Source organism: Rheinheimera sp. B2H12, assembly GCF_059620065.1.
Genome location: NZ_CM184363.1, coordinates 3,975,366 through 3,991,994 on the forward strand (window position 1 = coordinate 3,975,366; position 16,629 = coordinate 3,991,994).

The 16,629-nt window shown below is 48.3% G+C and carries 14 protein-coding genes and 1 other RNA gene; 9 read left to right on the plus strand and 6 right to left on the minus strand.

Translation table 11 applies throughout. The features are described 5' to 3' along the window. Positions 1-106: 106 nt before the first annotated feature. From smpB to hepT, 5 genes are all read left to right on the plus strand, one after another. Positions 107-589: an SsrA-binding protein SmpB gene (gene smpB, locus AC53GJ_RS17075; RefSeq protein ID WP_496729541.1), complete on the plus strand. Its 483-nt coding sequence runs from the start codon at positions 107-109 to the stop codon at positions 587-589. Positions 590-749: 160 nt separating this feature from the next. After that, positions 750-1,107, plus strand: a transfer-messenger RNA (tmRNA) gene (gene ssrA, locus AC53GJ_RS17080). 551 nt (positions 1,108-1,658) lie between these two features. Then, positions 1,659-2,012 carry a type II toxin-antitoxin system VapB family antitoxin gene (gene vapB, locus AC53GJ_RS17085; RefSeq protein ID WP_496729542.1) on the plus strand — a complete coding sequence of 118 codons (354 nt, stop codon included), beginning with the start codon at positions 1,659-1,661 and terminating at the stop codon, positions 2,010-2,012. 2 nt (positions 2,013-2,014) lie between these two features. Next, on the plus strand, positions 2,015-2,413 hold the full coding sequence (vapC, locus tag AC53GJ_RS17090) for a type II toxin-antitoxin system tRNA(fMet)-specific endonuclease VapC (RefSeq protein WP_496732809.1): 399 nt from the start codon (positions 2,015-2,017) through the stop codon (positions 2,411-2,413). A gap of 8 nt (positions 2,414-2,421) precedes the next feature. Continuing rightward, on the plus strand, positions 2,422-2,850 hold the full coding sequence (gene hepT, locus AC53GJ_RS17095; RefSeq protein WP_496729543.1) for a type VII toxin-antitoxin system HepT family RNase toxin: 429 nt from the start codon (positions 2,422-2,424) through the stop codon (positions 2,848-2,850). A 257-nt stretch (positions 2,851-3,107) separates the two neighbouring features. Here the strand turns inward: hepT and AC53GJ_RS17100 are convergent, their stop codons facing one another. Together AC53GJ_RS17100 and AC53GJ_RS17105 are read right to left on the minus strand one after the other, a co-directional pair. Continuing rightward, the gene (locus AC53GJ_RS17100) at positions 3,108-4,757 is read right to left on the minus strand and encodes a DUF262 domain-containing protein (protein WP_496729544.1); all 1,650 of its coding nucleotides are present in this window, start codon (positions 4,755-4,757) and stop codon (positions 3,108-3,110) included. A gap of 299 nt (positions 4,758-5,056) precedes the next feature. Continuing rightward, a complete protein-coding gene (locus tag AC53GJ_RS17105; protein WP_496729545.1) occupies positions 5,057-6,910 on the minus strand; it encodes a methyl-accepting chemotaxis protein in 1,854 nt (617 codons plus the stop codon). Between the two features lie 402 nt (positions 6,911-7,312). Between AC53GJ_RS17105 and AC53GJ_RS17110 the strand changes: the two genes are divergently transcribed. The 3 genes from AC53GJ_RS17110 (at position 7,313) to AC53GJ_RS17120 (ending at position 11,565) form a co-directional block, all read left to right on the plus strand. Beyond that, the gene (locus tag AC53GJ_RS17110) at positions 7,313-7,669 is read left to right on the plus strand and encodes a hypothetical protein (RefSeq protein ID WP_496729546.1); all 357 of its coding nucleotides are present in this window, start codon (positions 7,313-7,315) and stop codon (positions 7,667-7,669) included. Between the two features lie 206 nt (positions 7,670-7,875). Continuing rightward, on the plus strand, positions 7,876-8,340 hold the full coding sequence (locus AC53GJ_RS17115) for a hypothetical protein (RefSeq protein ID WP_496729547.1): 465 nt from the start codon (positions 7,876-7,878) through the stop codon (positions 8,338-8,340). Between the two features lie 78 nt (positions 8,341-8,418). Beyond that, on the plus strand, positions 8,419-11,565 hold the full coding sequence (locus AC53GJ_RS17120; protein WP_496729548.1) for a PAS domain S-box protein: 3,147 nt from the start codon (positions 8,419-8,421) through the stop codon (positions 11,563-11,565). Positions 11,566-11,587: 22 nt separating this feature from the next. Here AC53GJ_RS17120 and AC53GJ_RS17125 read toward each other — a convergent pair whose 3' ends face one another. The 3 genes from AC53GJ_RS17125 to AC53GJ_RS17135 form a co-directional block, all read right to left on the minus strand. Continuing rightward, positions 11,588-13,225 (minus strand): diguanylate cyclase, encoded by a 1,638-nt coding sequence (locus AC53GJ_RS17125; RefSeq protein ID WP_496729550.1) that lies wholly within the window; start codon positions 13,223-13,225, stop codon positions 11,588-11,590. 82 nt (positions 13,226-13,307) lie between these two features. Continuing rightward, a complete protein-coding gene (locus tag AC53GJ_RS17130) occupies positions 13,308-14,564 on the minus strand; it encodes an ABC transporter permease (RefSeq protein WP_496729551.1) in 1,257 nt (418 codons plus the stop codon). Then, positions 14,561-15,292, minus strand: a complete 732-nt coding sequence (locus AC53GJ_RS17135; RefSeq protein ID WP_496729552.1) for an ATP-binding cassette domain-containing protein — start codon at positions 15,290-15,292, stop codon at positions 14,561-14,563. The genes AC53GJ_RS17130 and AC53GJ_RS17135 overlap by 4 nt, the downstream gene beginning before the upstream one ends. 72 nt (positions 15,293-15,364) lie before the next feature. On the opposite strand from AC53GJ_RS17135, the gene AC53GJ_RS17140 reads away from it, so the two are divergent. Beyond that, complete coding sequence (locus AC53GJ_RS17140; protein ID WP_496729553.1) at positions 15,365-15,931, plus strand: DUF3299 domain-containing protein; 567 nt, start codon at positions 15,365-15,367, stop codon at positions 15,929-15,931. 44 nt (positions 15,932-15,975) lie between these two features. Here AC53GJ_RS17140 and AC53GJ_RS17145 read toward each other — a convergent pair whose 3' ends face one another. After that, complete coding sequence (locus AC53GJ_RS17145; protein ID WP_496729554.1) at positions 15,976-16,533, minus strand: ZrgA family zinc uptake protein; 558 nt, start codon at positions 16,531-16,533, stop codon at positions 15,976-15,978. Positions 16,534-16,629 lie beyond the last annotated feature (96 nt).

The window sequence follows — 16,629 nt, forward strand, 5'->3', positions numbered from 1 at the left end:
CTGAATCAGGTCGCGATTGTAGCAGAACCAGCGCCTGTAACAAGTTTCACGGGCAAGATCCCCGGTTTTCAATCTGATTGCCCCTTTGAGCATACCCTGAGCAAGCATGAGTAAAAAAACTAACAAAACCAATGAAGGCGGCACTATCGCCCTCAACCGAAAAGCCAGACATGAATATTTCCTGCAGGACCGTTTTGAAGGCGGTATGGCCTTACAGGGCTGGGAAATTAAAAGTATCCGTCAGGGCAAAGCCAATCTGAGCGACTCTTATGTCATTCTGAAAAACGGTGAAGCCTTTTTATTCGGTGCTGTGATTACCCCACTGAACAGCGCATCGACGCATGTTATTTGTGATCCAGAGCGCTCACGCAAACTGCTGTTGAACAAACGCGAACTGAACAAACTGATTGGTGCGGTTGAACGCGATGGTTTTACCCTGATTGCTACCGCCATGTACTGGAAAGGCCCTTGGGTGAAACTGGAGTTTTATCTGGCCAAAGGTAAACGCGAATTTGATAAACGCGATGATATTAAAGACCGCGACTGGTCACGCGAAAAAGAACGGATGATGAAACATTCAAAACGTTAAGGCAGAAATCAGTCGCTTGGGGTTGAAACTGCGCAAAACATCACCACTTAACTCAACAGACCAGGATAAAAGCGACAAAGCTGAATAACAGCGCTTGCTGCTATCCTTGTCAGGGCGTAGAATGCCCACGTTACTGAAGCGTTCGCTTCACGAAGAATTCGGGGCTGATACTGGATTCGACGGGATTCACGAACTCCTAAGTGCATGCCGAGGGGCGGTTGGCCTCGTTAAAAGCCGCAAAAAAGTAGTCGCAAACGACGAAACATACGCAATCGCTGCCTAATAAGCAGTAGATGCTCTTCCCCTCACGCATGCCTATAAGCTGAGACTCTGGAAGATCACCCCTAATAGGATCGCATGGCGGCTTCGTCCGGAGCCAAGATGCTAAAACCAATCGGACTCGCCCGACGATAGCCTGCCATTCGGCGCTCATAGGGTTAACTAAACGAATGGATAAGCATGTAGTACTGAAGACGTAGGTTTTTCGGACGGGGGTTCAAATCCCCCCAGCTCCACCAATAAAGCAAAAGGCCACCTTCGGGTGGCCTTTTGCTTTATTGGTACAGTGGTAGCGGACGCGAAGCACCGTTCGGGGTTCAGCCGGAGCTTGCAAAGCAAGCGCAGACAACGCCCGCAGGGCGGCCTCTCGTTGCTCAACGAGAGGTGAGCGGCAACGCCGCGAATAAATCCCCCAAACTCGCTGGCCACCTCCGGGTGGCCTTTTGCTTTATTGGTACAGTTGCGGTGGACGCGAAGCCACTTTGATCACCGTAGGGCGGACTCGACCCAGCGCGCAGCGTTGGGGCAGTCCGCCATTGTGCCAACCCTAAAAGCGCAAACTACATCCACAGCACAGCCTCTCGTTGCTCAACCAAAGCTGAGCAGCAACACCACGAATCAATCCCCCCAACTCGCTAGCCACCTCCGGGTGGCCTTTTGCTTTATTGGTAAAGTTGCGGTGGACGCGAAGCCACTTTGATCACCGTAGGGCGGACTCGACCCAGCGCGCAGCGTTGGGGCAGTCCGCCATTGTGCCAACCCTAAAAGCTGGAACTTGGCCGCGAGCAATATGCAGCAAACCTCTCTAGATTTGCTGAAGGCTACCAACTTGATACCTGCCGAAAATAGCATCATTGAGCATTTAACCATCAAAGTATATACTCAGGCTATCTACTTTCAGGGGGTGATTATGGGAACCGGAACCGTGTTTAAAAACAACAGCACCCAAGCCGTTCGCCTGCCGGTGGATGCGCGTTTTCCAGATAACGTGAAAAAAGTCAGCGTCCGTGTTGTTGGCCAAGATCGCATTTTGACCCCAGTTGCCAATACATGGGATTCATTTTTCCTGCAAGGCACTGCGGTGACAGATGACTTTATGACTGAGCGCGCCAGCCAAGAACAGCCAGAGCGGGAATCGTTCTAATGCTGAAATATATGCTCGACACTAATATCTGCATTTACGTGATAAAACGCCGACCCATCGAAGTGCTGGACACCTTTAACAAGTTTGCCGGCACTTTATGTATCAGCGCTATTACTTATGCCGAACTTTGCCATGGTGTCGAGAAAAGCGCCCTGCCCGAGCATAACCGCCGTCAGGTTGATGATTTTGTGTCGAGGCTGGAAGTTTTACCCTATGGCAATAAAGCCGCTGCCCACTATGGTGATATTAGAGCAACACTCGAACGTCAGGGCAACCCCATTGGCATAAACGATTTGCACATTGCCGCTCATGCCAGAAGTGAAGGTTTGGTGGTGGTGACCAATAACCTCAAAGAGTTTGAGCGGGTCGACGGACTACGTTTAGACAACTGGCTGACGTAATCTATTTGATGATCAGCGTCGACGCCCAGCAGGGCAAAGATCCAGTTATCCTAAGCATCGCCCTCAGATTAGAGAGCTACGTTGCTCGAGTGCATGAAGAATACAACAAAGACCCAGTCACTTTTGCCAACGATATCACCCGACAGGAAGCCGCAATCATGAACATAGTCCGTGCAGTTGCCGCTGCACTGGATATCGGTGAACATCTCATCAGAAAACATCAACTTGGTACGCCAAAAAGTCAGCTTGATGTCATTGACCGAATAGCGACAGCAGGCTTTATTACCGTTGAAGTTGCGGATAACCTAAAGAAGATGATAGTTTTTAGGAACGTTGCTTTACATCAGCATCACGATTTACAACATGCCGATTTAGAGTACTTTATTTTACATCAGCTGCGGATTTTCTCTTTATCTAACAAAGTAGTACTGACTTAAATTCGACAAAGGAAAAACGCAAGACCTGACCCCTACTGCATACCTTACCCTTCCATGCATGATCAGACATCATTAAATCTAATATTAAAAATGTTTTTTCTGCCAACAGATTTTTATATTTAAGAAAAACACTTACAACCACAAAAATTAAAACCGTGGTAATGCATTGAAAATTATTCAATGCATTACTCAATAATGAACGCAATTTTCTAATTGGATACGCGATGGATTCCATACCACGTAACATAAATTAAAAACTACGGATTACTAACAACCTTATAAGCGAGCTCAACAGTATATTGTTTTATCTTATCTATTGTCCAACTAGTCTCCGTTGTAATTTTCAAACTACGAGGGTAATCACTAAGCCTGTCTTTTAGATACTTTTCTTTCTTAATATCAAAATCATGATTACTTGCTGAAGAATTTTTAGATTTGCTTAGCAAAACTAAATTACCCAACGTATTGACATAGTCACTATGCCTACTGAAGTCAGGATCATTTACCCACATTGAATTAGCTGCCGGATTTTGAGGGAAAACATGCTCTATAGATTTCGCATTAACTTCCTTATAAATGTCATTTTCCGTTGAAACTATCTCAAGCTTCATAAGAAAATACTTTGCGTATCGAGAACCGTACAGGGTTTTTGATGATGCAGCTTTGATTACTGCAGAACTGTCATATGTAATGCCGCTAATTACCAAATCAGGTTTTGTTGAATCATCAATCAAACGTAGTATTTTTGAATATTCACCAAATCTCTCGTCTTTCCTTACTCCACTGCACCATTGAGCTAAATAGACTTTTTCAATAACAAGCATAAATTCATAAAACAGTGCCCCATTAAATTTTTTTGCAAAAAACATTAAACAAGATTTCCATTCTGACGCATCAAATTCAGAATTCATTATATGGATCATCGCTTTGAATTTAAGGTGATTTTGGTCATTCTTTGGGATAAAATCTTTATCTGTAAAGATAAGCCTGTATAAATCACAATACGCCTTCACTTCATCGACAAATTTTTCTCCACGTTTAAGCAACCCTTTGGCGAATATTCTTTTCTCAAATTCTTCTAAAAGATTCTCTTGCGGCTTTTCCTTGATAAATATCATTCGCATTGAATAGAGTATTGACTCAAGACTATCTTCACCAATTTCACCTTCCATGGTTTCCCATAACTCTGCTACTTTCCGACGATTAAACTCAAATGGAATAGCCTGAGGAGAAATATTTTGCGCTTTCAAAATATCAATTCTTCTGAGCTGCCGACCACGATCATTAACAATAGTAAAGAGATTGAAAGCATCCCCAAACTTTATTGTTGAAAGATACACGACAGTACATTTCATGCTAATGAACGAAGCTAAACTCTCAAGTTCTGATTGAGTAAATTTATCAACAGATTTTTTAAATATTTTTATTGCTTGAATATATCGTTTTTCAGATTCAGAGAGGTCATCTGGCTTATACTGCTTATCTGTACCATTGACTTCCAAGATTAGTTCATTAAACTTGGCTCGCTCTTTAACAGTAACACGTGCTCTTTCTGGGATACCATCCACTTTATTTCTTGCTTGAAGTATTTTACTTTGTAAGGAACTTTTATATTCAGGATCTTCTATCAGATCGCGCAAACACGCTAGCAGTATTAATAATGAGGTTAATCGTTGCTGACCATCAACCACGTTAAATGAATGAGGTCCATCGCTAATTTGATTGTGCAATACCAACGTGCCTAAAAAGTACTTATCTCCGCTCTGCGCTGAAGTTATGTCATCGATGAGATCTTGAAAATTATCGTCTTCCCAAGCAAACGGCCTCTGGTAATCAGGTATCGTAAAAAAGAAATCACCAGAAAATAATTCTCCTATCGATTTAATATCGCCATCAAGATTATCCATAAAATCTCCATTTATTAATTATGCAAAATAACATCAAGCAACCTATATAAACTAATGCTGTTCTGAAAACTACAAAGGTTGCATATAATCATGATATGTATCGGAACTGAAATTCAACTTCCGTGTTTTTATTTTTAGATATACACTGTACCAAAGCCATCCTGTACCTGAAAAGACCTTGGTGCTAACAAATGAATGATTTTATTCACATTTCTGAGGGTTCAAATCCCCCCAGCTCCACCAATAAAGCATAATGCCACCCTAGGGTGGCATTATGCTTTTTACAACGATACACCCCATCAAACCCTAAACTTATCCACCAGATGATGCAGATCTGTGGTTTGGGCGGCGACGGCTTGGCTGATTTGGTGGTTTTGTTTCGCGCCTTGCAGCGTGTCGTCGGAGAGGTCGCGGATGCTGACCACGCTTTTGTTCACTTCGGCGGCCACGTGACTTTGCTCTTCAATCGCAGTCGCGATTTGAGTGGTCATATCCATAATCAGCGTGACATCGGCGGTAATTTCGCGCAATAAATGCATGGCGGTCTGGCCTTGGCTGGCGCTTTGTTCACCTTGCTGCTGACATTGCTGCATCACTTGCACTATCTCTTTACTGCGTTGTTGTAATGCCCGGATAATTTGCTCAATTTGCTTGGTTGAATCCTGGGTTTTGGTGGCCAGCATCCGTACTTCATCGGCGACCACGGCAAAACCACGGCCCTGCTCACCAGCGCGGGCGGCTTCGATGGCGGCATTCAGCGCCAGCAAATTGGTTTGATCGGCAATGGTGCGGATCACTTCGAGCACTGAGCCAATAGTCACACTATCCGCATCCAGCTGCGCGGCGGTACCGGCGGCATCGGCCAGCCGGGTCGATAATTGTTGTACTTGTGCCACAGTGGCAGCCACTTGCTGCATACCTTTGGCAGCATGACTATTGGTATCATGCGCTTTATCGGCGGTATTTTCGGTGGTGCGGGCAATTTCATGAATAGTAGCGCCCATTTCAGTGACTGCGGTCGCCACCATATCGGTTTCCGACTGCTGCAGCTGCATACTTTGACTGGTATCACGCGCCGACTGATTGAGCTGTTGGGTTGACTGATCCAGCGCCAGCAGCGACTGATTAACGGTCCGGACTAAGTTTTGCACATCCGCCAGCAAGTCATTTAAATCCAGCGACAAGGCCGTCAGCTCATCATCACCAGCCAATTCAATGCGTTGGGTAAAGTCCTGCCCACGCCGGATCTCAGCAATCACAGAGCGCACCTGGCGCACCGGTAGGATCACGCTGCGGCTGATTTGCCATAACAACAGCGATAACAACAACACCAGCAACACAAAACAACTGACCGACATGGTTTTACTGCGACTGAGCGCCTGCGCCAACTCGCGGTCAACCTGTTGTTTCAACGCCGTCATTTGCTGCTCAGTGGCATGAATGGAGGCACGCATCACATCCATCATGCCATCATCCTGGTGCAAACCAATTTGCACAAAAGCTGCCACTAAACTCTGAAAGGCGCTGTCGTAGTGCTGTAAAGCAGTCAAGGCATCGCCACTGAGCATTGGTGTTAACAACGCTACTTTTTGCTGAAACAACTGCTGCTCTTTCAGGCTCAGTCTTAACTGAAAATCCTTTTCATGCCGGCGCAGTTGCAGTACTAAATTTGCCTGTTGCAACTCGCCGTTCTTCAGCAACAGTTGCTCCAACTGACGGGCGGCAGAACGCATTTCTGCAGTCAGCCCCTCGTTTTCGGTTAAACCTGCGGTAATGCGCAAAGCACTGATTTTCTGAAAATCAGCGCCATAACTCAGCAACAATTGTTCAAACTCGGTGATGCCCTGAGTTTCAATATCAAAACCTGTCAGCTCAGTGCGCAGTTTGGTTAAATCCTGCTGCAAAGCAGCCACCGCATTTTGATGATGACTGGCATATTTTGCTTCCAGCCGCAGTAAAAAATTCTTTTCGTGGTTGCGCAATTGCACCACCTGCCGGCTGATGGTATGCGCCGTGACATTCGCCTCCCCCAGCAAATGCTGGCGATTGCTTTGCTGTAACATAATTGCCAGTAACAACAACATGCCGCAGGTGACGGCAACAGAAATCGCAATTAAACGCTGATGGATGGTAAAACTTCGCAGAGATGGCATAAGGCCTCTTGTCAGATCGGACGGAAAAACGCGGATTACAATTGGATGACAATTATACCAGCCGATAAAACTTGATGACTATCAAATGCATGGCTGCAATGGTCAGTTGGACAAATAACCAGCAAACCGTAACTAACTTAGTGACAATGAGCAGCCACTCCCTCTATGTAAGAGCTTTCAATACACGACACGAATGCAAGATCATACTGGACCTGTTTGATATCCAGCAGTTAAAATAGCGCAGTTGATGATCAAAGTTGGACACCGCTGGCAGCATCGTTTTGCTATTTCACAGCATTTTTTGCCGGGCGGAAAAAAATCATGCTATAACAAGCAACACTGCCAACGCTGCTGTGTCCGACCCGCTTGGTTCACTGTGTCAGTTAACAAGGAAGTATCACCATGGATTTGGTACCAATTTTTATTTTAGTGCTGCTGACCATCATCGCCATTACACTGGTGCTTATCTCAATTAAACTGACCGATTTACTGGCGGAGAGTAAAGCCAGTCGTACTGCAGTGCAAAATATCGAGTCTGATGAATTATTCCGCCAGAGTTATCAGAATCAGCAAGCCCGGCTATCGCAGGCACAGCACACCGAACAAATTCTGACGCTGTTACAAGGTATGCAGCATTTACTCAGTAGCAGACTGCGGGGCGATAAAACGGTCACGCCAGTGCCAGGCAGCGAAAAAACCGTGTTATACAGCGCGGAACAACAGCCACAACATCGTTTTCAGAATAATTCCCACGGCTAACCACCGCTGATGTGACTCAAAACAGCCAGTGCAGCAGCTTTTGCGCTGAAATTGCCAGCAATCGGCGATAGAAAGCTGCAATGCGGGTTGACACTGCTGCGCTGGCGTTTGATCATACCAAACTGTTTCTTGCCGCGTTGTGAGCCTGTTCATCAGCTGCGGCCCCTTTCCGGCAGCCTCTGCTGCCCCTGATGGAATTACATCTGATGTCAGCTCAACATGCGCAAACAACTTTTCTCTGGGGTTTTGGTTTAGGTCTGGCGGCGTCAGCGCTGCTATTTTATATCTGGCATACCGAAAGCCTGATCCAATTGCAGCAGGAATGGCTCAGTCAGCAGCAGCAACAACAGCAACAAAACCAGCGCAGTGTAAAAACCCGGTTAGAAACCATTGATCTGCTGATGAAAAGTTACAGCATCAGTGATGGCACTGAAGATCAGGATATGCGTGCAGAGCTTATTCGCAATCAGCATTTAGTGTTGTTACAGCAAGTACAACAACAAGCAGGCGTCGATATCAGTGATCTGCTGGATCCGGCCCGGCCTTTTAATTCGGCTCAACTGTACGCTGCTTTGTTAAGGATTAAACAACAACATGAGAAGAACAGTGCCCGCCAACAGCTCGATCAACGTGTTTTACAACAAAACGCGCCAACTGTAGCTGCTGGCTGAGTTTTTTTTCCATCCCAGACTTTTCGTCTGCTCATTTACGCGTACACTAGGACTATTCTGGTTCTGGTGTGAGATGGAATGAAACCAGTGCTACCCGTTAATGAAGCCGAACGCCTTGAAGCGCTTTATCAGTTAAAAGTACTGGACAGCGCACCTGAACAGGCTTTTGACCAGCTGGCGCAACTAGCGGCACTGATTTGTCAGACGCCAAGCGCCACTGTCAGTCTGATTGATTTAGACCGGCAATGGTTTAAAGCCAAAGTCAATCTGGATGTCACACAAACCAGCCGGGCCGATTCGATTTGCGGTTTTGCCATTCTGACGCCGGATAAAGTCACTTATATTCCAGACACCTTTACCGACCAGCGTTTGCTTGGTCATGCCACCACCACAGCTGAAGTACCGGTGCGGTTTTATGCCGGCGCCCCCTTGCGACTGCAGCCAGATTTGGCCGTCGGCACGCTGTGCGTGTTTGATGCCGAGCCACGCCAACTGACACCAGCGCAGTTACAGGCTTTAACTTTACTGGCAGATCAGGCTGTCACCTTGTTAAAACACCGGCTGGTGGCTCTTGCCAGTCAACAGCAACAACATACCCTGACCACTATTATTGAAAACGTGCCAGTGTTGTTGGGTCAGGTGGATGCGCAGCTGCACTTTATTTTCTGCAATCAGAAATATCAGCAATGGTTTGGGCTGGCGCCGGCTGAACTGATTGGCAAATCTATTCCGGATGTGTTTGGTGAAGCAGCGCTGAGCTTTCATCAGCCATGGCTGCAACGTGCGCTAGCCGGCGAGCAGGTCGAATTTATTGCACCAAAAAGCTACGGTCGTATTTTAAACACTGGTTTGGTGCCACAATTGAACGAACAAGGTCAGGTTGCTCATCTGATTATTATGGCCACCGATATCACAGAGCAGCACCAGCAACAGGAAAAAATCCAGCAAGAACGGGATCGGATGGACGCCATTATCCACGGCACTAATCTGGGCACCTGGGAATGGCACATCCAAACTGGCAAAACCATCTACAATAACCGCTGGTACAATATTTTAGGGCTGCCGACCGAATTAGAAACAGATGTAACCTTATGGCGTTCTTTGTTACATCCGGACGATAAAACTCAAGCCGAAATCCAGTTACATCAACATTTCGAAGGGACAACCCCATTCTACGACAGCCGCTTCCGGATGCGTCATGCCCAGGGTCATTGGGTCTGGGTGCATGCGGTAGGCAAAGTGATGAGCTGGGATCAACAAGGGCGTCCCTTGCTGATGTTTGGCACCCATACCGATATTTCCGCCGATATGGCGCGCGAGAACGAAATCTTATCGACCCGTTCCTGGTTACAGGCCATCGTTGATTCCTCAACTGAAGTAGCGATGATCTCAACAGATCCAACCGGGCAGATCCAGTTGTTTAATACCGGTGCCGAGCGGATGTTAGGCTACAGTGCCAGTGAAGTGGTTGGCCTGCAAAGCCCGGCATTTTTTCATGATGTCGCCGAAATACAACGCCGCTCGGCGCAACTGAGTGTCGAATTTCAACAAGATATTCAGGGCTTTGATACCTTTGTTTACAAAGCTCGCATCGGCGTCAGTGAAACCAGACAATGGACTTATCTTTGCAAAAACGGCGAACGTAAACAGGTCCGTCTCAGTGTTTCGGTGATGCGCGATCAACATGGTCAGGTGTTGGGTTATCTGGGAGTCGCCATCGACATTACCCAACTGGAGCAACTGAACCATGCACTGCTGCTGAGCGAACAACGTCACCGCTCTATGTTAGAAAACCTGCCGGGGGTGGTTTATCGCTGCATCAATGATGCCCATTGGACCATGTTGTTTATCAGTGACGAAGTGGAAAAACTGACCGGCTACCCGGCAAAACAATTTATCCGTAACAAGGCAGTCACTTTCGAAAAAATTACTTATCCTGCCGACAGACTCAGTAACCGCATTACGGTTGAAACTGAGCTGGCCAATCATGCCAGATTCAGTGTCGAATACCGCATCCGTCATGCCAATGGTCAATTGCGTTGGGTGCAGGAACTGGGACGTGGCATTTTCGACCAAAACAATAAGTTATTGTTTATTGATGGTTTTATCTGGGACATTACCGCACAAAAAGAAGCCCGGCTCGAACTGCGGGCCAGTGAACAAAAACTGTCGTCGTTGTATCAACTGGCCCCACTGGCAATAGTGCTGAGTAGTTTTCCACAAACCACAGTGCTGGAAGCCAATCCGGCCTTACAACAAATGCTGGGATACCCCGCTGAGCAACTGACAGGTGTCACCTTGACGGAGCTAGTGGCACAACCCTATACCCATCTGTGTCAGCAGCATTTAGCTGCGCTGCAACAAGATGGCCGCTTTGGGCCAGATGAACTGGAGCTTATTCATCAGCAGGGCCACCGGGTGCCTGTGGTGCAAAGCGGTATTCTGATTGAGGGTTTACATGGCGAGTTACAAATTTGGTCGATTATTCAGGATATTACTGAGCACAAACGAATTGAACTGATGAAAAACCAGTTTGTCTCTATGGTCAGCCACGAACTCAGAACTCCCTTGACGGCGATTTCCGGTGCACTTGGGTTGATTGGTGGTGGCGCTTTGGGGGCTGTGCCACAACCCTTGCAGCATATGCTGACCATAGCGCAGGAAAACAGCCATAAACTCAGTCAGTTAATTAATGATTTATTGGATATTGATAAACTGGTGGCCGGCAAAATGCAATTCCAGTTTCAGCGCTGTCAGATGCTGGATTTATTACAGCAAAGCATCCTGCACAATCAGCCTTATGCCGACAAGTATCAGGCCAGTATCGACCTGCAGGTTGCCACGGACGCCGCCACAGTGGAAGCAGAACTTGATCCGATGCGCTTTCACCAGGTGATGGCGAATTTACTGTCCAATGCCGCCAAGTTTGCCCCGCTCGGTTCGCAAATTCAGGTGCGTTTAAGCCAAACCACTCAGGAAGTGCTGGTGGCAGTACAGGATCAGGGCCCGGGCATCAGTGCTGAATTCCAGCAGCGAATGTTTGAGAAATTCTCGCAGGCTGATTCAGCCGACGCCCGCAACAAAGAAGGTACCGGCCTTGGTCTTGCCATCGTCAAAGAACTGACCGAGCGGATGAACGGCTGGATTAGTTTTGACACCAAACTGGGCGAAGGCACCTGTTTTTATCTGCACTTCCCCCGCAGCCACATTGGCACAACCAGGTAGCCCTAACGCCATCAGTGGCGCTTTAATCACCCACCAGTTGGCTTAACACCACCTGGTTACGGCCACCGCTTTTCGCCTGATACAATGCCTGATCGGCCCGTTCAATCACCACGTCCGGCATTAAGCTATCAAGGCCTGCGGCAATACCGGCACTAAAAGTACAGGAAAAGCTTTGGCCATCGCTGGCGCTGAAGGGTAAGCGGGCAAAAGCCTGACGTAATTTATCAATCACCACAAAAGCACGTTCCAACGGACATTCAGGTAACACCAGTAAAAATTCTTCACCGCCATAACGGCCGATAATGTCAGTTTTGCGCAACTGCTGTTTCAGTAAATTGGCCAGACTGGTGATCACCTGATCCCCAGTCAGGTGACCGTAGTTGTCATTGACCTTTTTAAAATGGTCGATATCCAACATCACCACGCTGACCTGTTGCTGATGGCGTAAACTGCGTTCTAACTCACCAGCCAGTCGTTCTTTGACATGGGCGTGTTGCAACAACCCTGTCAGACTATCTTTGGTCATCACTTCAGCCAGTTGCCGCGCTCGCTGCGCTCTGGCAAAAATCGCTACCACCAGCGCATTATCGCTGATCGGCTTGGTCAGAAAATCATCGCCGGCTTTAATCAGTACTTCCAGTTGACGCTCGCTGTCGGTCTCGGCGGATAAATAAATAATTGGCACCCCCAGCCACTCATCCTGCAACCTGATCAACTGCGCCAGTTCCGGACCTGTACACTGCGGCATATTGACATCCAGCAGGATCACATCCGGATGAAACTTGCGTAAACCAGCAAAAATATCGGCCGGATTGGTCAGTATCTCTGCTCTCAGGCCAGCTTTTTCCAACACCAGCGCATAATGTTGCGCTAATAGCAGATCGTCATCAACAATCAGCACCCGAAAAGCATCCCGCTCCCGCACTGCCAGCAAGCGTTGTAACCTGGCTTCCAGCGCAGAGGCATTTAACGGTTTGACAAAATAACCTAAAGCACCGCTGCGGACGGCCTGCAGATAATGTTCAAAATCATCGTGGCTGGTCAGCACAAATAACGGCACTTGCCGCGCCAATTCCAGCCGGTTAATAAAATGCAGCCCGGTTTCGGTTTCTGCCGGCAATTCGATATCCAGCACCAGTGCATCTGGTATTTGCCGCGCCAGTGCCAGTTCCAGTTGCGCCAGCGACTGAAACCATTCGACCTGATAACCAAAAGTGCCTAGGGTCAGACATAAATGCCGGGCGGTTTCGCCCTCATCTTCCAGCAGATAGATCAGCACAGCTTTTTTCGCCGGGCTGCTTTCTTTCACTTTTGGCGTTTGCAGTGGCTTAGGTTCCTGCAGTCGTAATGCGGTAAATTGCTGTTGCAATTGCGTTATTTCAGCCAACAACGGCAGCTGTTCCCGCGCCAACCAATTTTTACATTGTTGTTCCAGCGCTTTAGCCTGTACGCCGAGGCCGGGGAAACCAAAAGTACCAGCCGAACCGGCCAGACTATGGAAACGTCGCATCAAATCTGACACAGGCGCCCGCCACTCCACGACAGCATCCAGCAGATTAATTTGCTGCTGTAAGGCAGGAAGTTCCTGTTGTAACCGTTGCAGGTATTGTTGTTGCAACTGGGCCAGTTGCTCGGCAAGATCCTGATTTTGCTCGCTCATACACCAATGTTTTTCAGAAAAGGCTGGGTTTACTATAGCAAATCCTGCTCAACAACCAAGCCTTTCCTGCAATCCCAGTCAGTTACAGCCGCACTGTCAGGCCCTGTGCCAGACTTTGCCGATAGGTCAGATAAGATGGAATAGCGCCCAACAGCAGCGCCAATGCCGCCAGTCCGGCCAATAAAGTCGCAGTATGCTGATGCCAGGGCAAGACCGAAATCACCAGGCCATACTGATTACTCAGCACTGGTTGCAGACACCACAATGCCAAACATAACAAGGCAAACGCCAGCAACATACTGCCGAGCGTAATCAAGGCCACTTCCAGTTCGATTAACCAGAACAACTGGATGGGTCTGGCACCCACGGCGCGCAAAATCGCCATCTCGCGTTGCCGCTCTTTCATCGCCGCTAGCAAGGTGGTGATCATCCCGACCAATGCCGCTATCAATACCAGCAAGGTGATGAGCAGCAATAAGTTTTCCACCATTGACAACATTTGCCACAACTCAGCCAAAGCTGCGCCCGGTAAAATAGCGGTCAGGGGTTCAGCTTTAAATTCATTGATTTGCCGCTGCAGGGCAAAAGTAGCAACCTTTGATTTTAACCCAAGCATAAAAGCGGTAATTTGACTGGGCTGTAACGCCGCCAACTCTGCTTCGCTCAGTTTTGGACTTTGGCCAGGTCTAGGGGCTGTGCCTTGCCAGCCAAGGTGAATGGCTTCAATCCCTTCCAGACTGACGTGCACACTTTGATCAACCGGAGTGCCGGTCGGCTGTAAAATACCCACGACGGTAAAAGGCTGGTCTTTATGCTGACTAAAACTCACGGCACCAACGCCATGCGACAAAATGATCTCGCTACCGAGCTGATAACCGAGTTTTTCCGCCACTGCTGCGCCAAGCACGGCCTGATAGACACCGGCAAAGGCCTGACCGCTGGCGAAAGCAAGGGGCTGCTGCTGACCATAACGGAAATACTGGAAATAATCCGCCGTGGTCCCAATGACGCGAAAGCCGCGGTGCGAGTCGCCCAGCGCCAGCGGAATGGCCCAGGCCACCTGACGATGCGCTTTAATGGTCTGATAATGTTGCCAACTGATATTATTGGTGGCATTACCCAGCCGAAATACACTGTAAAGCAATAAATTTAACTGGCCGGAACGCGCGCCGACAATCAAGTCTGTCCCTGACACTGTACTGGTAAAACTGCGTTTGGCCTCCAGCCGCAAATGATCGATACCCAGCAGCAACATGATACTGATGGTCAGCGACAACAACGTCATCAGCACTGTCCCCTTGCGGTGCCACAAGCTGAGTCTGGCTAATTTGCTAATCATATGGACTCCTCGGTCGCCTTTGATGCCACCGGCTCGACAGGCTGCACCCCAAGCGACAATTGCGCCATTTGCAACTGCCAGTGAAAATAATGCGCCAGACTGGCATCATGACTGACAAAAATCACTGTGGTGCCACAACGGTTGGCTTCGCTCAGCATCAAGCGGATAAATAAATCGCGATTATCGGCATCCAGTGCCGAAGTGGGTTCGTCGGCAATCAGCAGTGCCGGTTCGTTGAATAAAGCCCGGGCAATCGCCACCCGTTGTTGCTGACCAACACTCAGTCTGGCAGCAGGCTGCGACCAGAGCTCTGGCGCCATATCCAGCGCCTGCAATAACTGTTCAGCCCGCACCCGTCCGTGTTGTGGTTTGCGATCAGCAAACTCGCCCGCCAGCAACACATTATCCAACACCGACAAATAATTGATTAAATTCAGTTGCTGAAACACCACACCAATCTGGCGGGCGCGGATGGCATCACGTTTGGCTGGCCGCGCCGGCTGGAATAATTCACCGCGAATACGGATTTCGCCCTGGGTCAGCGCATGGATGCCAGAGAGCAGATTCAGCAAGGTAGTTTTGCCCGTTCCAGAGGCGCCACGGATAAATAAATGTTGACCGACCGCCAGTTGTAGCTGAGTGATATCCAGCTGAAAGCTGGGCTGATCCGGCCAGTTAAAATGAAAATTTTTGAGTTCAAGCGCAGGAAAATTCGGTTCTGAAGACACTGCAAATCCAGACAAAGTGATATGATGTTGAGCAATTATTACTTTATAACATAAGCGCGAGAGTAAGCTCCAATGGTGAAGCCGTTATTGATAGGATTATTCCTGAGTCTGGTCGCATTTGGCAGCAATGCAGCCCAAAGCAAAGCCGCCAGCGCCGCGTCTACTGAAGTACTGACGCTGGAATGGGTTGATTTGTTGCCAGCCGAAGATCTGGCCAAAATGAATGCGCTGCCTGAAATCAGCCATGAAGGCGGTGAAGGTCCGGCCACAGGCTTAAAACCAGCCAATACCCCAGCGGATCAAGCCTGGGATCAGGTGATGCAGTCTGCCAATGTCAAAGGTGAACTGAACGGTAAAAAAGTGCGGGTGCCGGGTTTTATCGTGCCGATTGAGTATGACGATAAACAAAATATTACCGCCTTTTTTTTAGTGCCTTATTTTGGTGCCTGTATCCACGTACCGCCACCACCACCAAACCAAATTATTTATGTCACTGGCGCCAAAGGTCTGAATGCAGAGATGATTTACAATCCATTCTGGATTGAAGGCACCTTGACCACAGACAGCATGAGCCATGATTTGGCGAACTCGGCTTATAGCATCAAAGCAGATAAAGTCAGCGAATACGTCTACGAATAAGCCAGCCAACGGCTGAGTCTGGCAGCAGATTCAGCCGTTGGCAGTTACCGCAATTTCAACTGGTTGTTGCTCTTGCTTAATTCTGCAGCGCCAGCTTCCCCATCAATCAACCATTGCAGCTTGATGGTTTCCACCCCAGTCGCCAACGTCGTTAACGCCAGTTGCAACTGTTTCAGTTGCTGCGGGTGCTGACAGAGTAATTGCAAATTGGCATAAATATCGGCATGACCTTCGGTGTGACCTTCAGTGTAACCTTCGGTATGACCATGCTGATGTTCATCTTGTTGTTCAGAGCGCACATCGTGGCTGCTGACCTTACAACCTGCCGCCGCATCGACCACAAACCAATCGCCACTGCGCAGCATCTGTAGCTGTTGTTGCAGTTTTTGCTGTTCTGCTGCCGTTTTTGGCTGATGTTCAAAACCGACAATATTACCGGCAGCTGTCACCAGCGCGACTTCAGCTTCATTGCCATCCAGCACAAAAGTCAGTGTCGCTTCGCCATGGACGTGACTGCCATGGCTGGTCATTTCTTCCGCTTGTAAGGCGCTACTGAGCCAAAGTGGCAACAGCAGACAGGCCCATGTTTTTGTGTTGTTCATTCATCGCCCTCCGAAGCATCATGCTGCATTGATGTTAACCTTGCGCTTTGGGATTGTCACCCCGCCACCGAGAAAAGGCAGCGCCAGCGTCGCCAC

What these genes read in the sequence shown, in the direction of transcription:
- smpB (WP_496729541.1), top strand. Translation starts at nt 107, where the DNA reads ATGAGTAAAAAAACTAACAAAACCAATGAAGGCGGCACTATCGCCCTC.
- vapB (WP_496729542.1), top strand. Translation starts at nt 1,659, where the DNA reads ATGCAGCAAACCTCTCTAGATTTGCTGAAGGCTACCAACTTGATACCT.
- hepT (WP_496729543.1), top strand. Translation starts at nt 2,422, where the DNA reads ATGATCAGCGTCGACGCCCAGCAGGGCAAAGATCCAGTTATCCTAAGC.
- AC53GJ_RS17100 (WP_496729544.1), bottom strand. Translation starts at nt 4,757, where the DNA reads ATGGATAATCTTGATGGCGATATTAAATCGATAGGAGAATTATTTTCT.
- AC53GJ_RS17105 (WP_496729545.1), bottom strand. Translation starts at nt 6,910, where the DNA reads ATGCCATCTCTGCGAAGTTTTACCATCCATCAGCGTTTAATTGCGATT.
- AC53GJ_RS17110 (WP_496729546.1), top strand. Translation starts at nt 7,313, where the DNA reads ATGGATTTGGTACCAATTTTTATTTTAGTGCTGCTGACCATCATCGCC.
- AC53GJ_RS17115 (WP_496729547.1), top strand. Translation starts at nt 7,876, where the DNA reads ATGTCAGCTCAACATGCGCAAACAACTTTTCTCTGGGGTTTTGGTTTA.
- AC53GJ_RS17120 (WP_496729548.1), top strand. Translation starts at nt 8,419, where the DNA reads ATGAAACCAGTGCTACCCGTTAATGAAGCCGAACGCCTTGAAGCGCTT.
- AC53GJ_RS17125 (WP_496729550.1), bottom strand. Translation starts at nt 13,225, where the DNA reads ATGAGCGAGCAAAATCAGGATCTTGCCGAGCAACTGGCCCAGTTGCAA.
- AC53GJ_RS17130 (WP_496729551.1), bottom strand. Translation starts at nt 14,564, where the DNA reads ATGATTAGCAAATTAGCCAGACTCAGCTTGTGGCACCGCAAGGGGACA.
- AC53GJ_RS17140 (WP_496729553.1), top strand. Translation starts at nt 15,365, where the DNA reads ATGGTGAAGCCGTTATTGATAGGATTATTCCTGAGTCTGGTCGCATTT.
- AC53GJ_RS17145 (WP_496729554.1), bottom strand. Translation starts at nt 16,533, where the DNA reads ATGAACAACACAAAAACATGGGCCTGTCTGCTGTTGCCACTTTGGCTC.